Source organism: Thermogutta sp., from assembly GCF_039793925.1.
Lineage (GTDB): Bacteria > Planctomycetota > Planctomycetia > Pirellulales > Thermoguttaceae > Thermogutta.
The window spans coordinates 1-1,250 of record NZ_JBAMME010000129.1 but is presented as its reverse complement, the minus strand read 5'-3'; the positions used below and the strand labels follow the sequence as shown (position 1 = coordinate 1,250).

Here is a 1,250-nt window from a genome sequence, read left to right as displayed (position 1 = left end):
GGTCCGGGCTGATGAACCGCCCCAGCACTGGATGGTAGAACCGGGCCCGGTAGTCATACAGGCCCAGGCCGGGTTCCCACCGCTGGCCGGTGAACTGGCGGTCAGGAATCACCCCGCGCGGATAACCCCGCCGCATCTCCCCATAGGGGGTGTAGCGGGCCTCACCCACCCAGTTTCCGCTCGCTCCGGTTGTTAAGGTCGCGCTCCCCAGATGGTCGCCGTGCGGGTCAGCCGTTTATTCTTGGACACCACCGTGATACCTCCAGCGGGAAGCAATCCAAGCATAAATGCTCATTTCCTCAACTAAAATGAGCGCTGCTAGTACACTATGGTCTCGGATGTTCATAACTGGCTCTAAGAAAAACAGCAACAATACATACCATACGGCCGCCACAATCCCCATTCCCACTCCTATCCATATCGTGCCACGACTGTTGTGCATCCTACGCAACGACAATAAGCGCAACCACACGCTTAATGCTGTCGCAGTTGCTAGATTGGGTAATAAGGAGCAACCAAAGCCGAACACGAATTGTATAAACCACAACTCTGCTATTGCTATTGGACCATACCAACGACCAGTTTCGAAAATACTCGATACCAACACAAATAACTCAAACAAGATCGGTAACGAGAAGCCGTTAACCAGAGCAATGATGAATCCCCTCACTAACCCACGCATAACAGGAAGCAATTTCAAGCGCATCTTTCCCCCTTTATCGAAGATTGTCATCAAGCCACTGTGCTGCTTCCTCAAGCGAGGCAAACTGACCTGATGCGATCATCTGCCCAAAGCGCCACCCCCGAACTGTCAACCGCAAATCTTCTAAACTATTTCCTTGCCGGTTTGCCAGAGAGGCGCTGTTGAGCATCAAAATTTGCCTCAAGTATTCGTCTCTCAGTTCATACTTGCCTGCAGCATCGGCCTCGATCGCTCGGCGAAATAAGTTGCGCGCTTCGGGAGTTGCGGCATAGTATTGTCTGAACCACGATATGGGAGCCCCCTGATCACCCACTATCTCGTGCCCAACGGCTAACTGGACGAGAAACTCTTCAAAGTTCGGATGCTGGGTCGCCCGACTTCCGAAAGCGGCAGCCGTGAGGAAATGGCCGATCTGCCTGGTTTCACCACCCCAGTACCGCTCATAGAGATATCCATCTTGGAACTCTGTATTCAGCCCTGCTTCGCCAAACTCTCCGGCCGTATACAATCCAGGGAATAACCTGGTGTGATCAAGGATCACAGTAAA

The 1,250-nt window shown here is 52.6% G+C and carries 2 protein-coding genes; both read right to left on the bottom strand.

Features of this window, described 5'->3' with window-relative positions; genetic code table 11:
• Positions 1–235: 235 nt before the first annotated feature.
• Positions 236–733: a hypothetical protein gene (locus ABJK56_RS04795; protein ID WP_347243526.1), complete on the bottom strand. Its 498-nt coding sequence runs from the start codon at positions 731–733 to the stop codon at positions 236–238.
• Positions 717–1,250: hypothetical protein (locus tag ABJK56_RS04790; RefSeq protein WP_347243525.1), on the bottom strand; the 534-nt coding region annotated here is incomplete at its 5' end. The genes ABJK56_RS04795 and ABJK56_RS04790, both read right to left, overlap by 17 nt.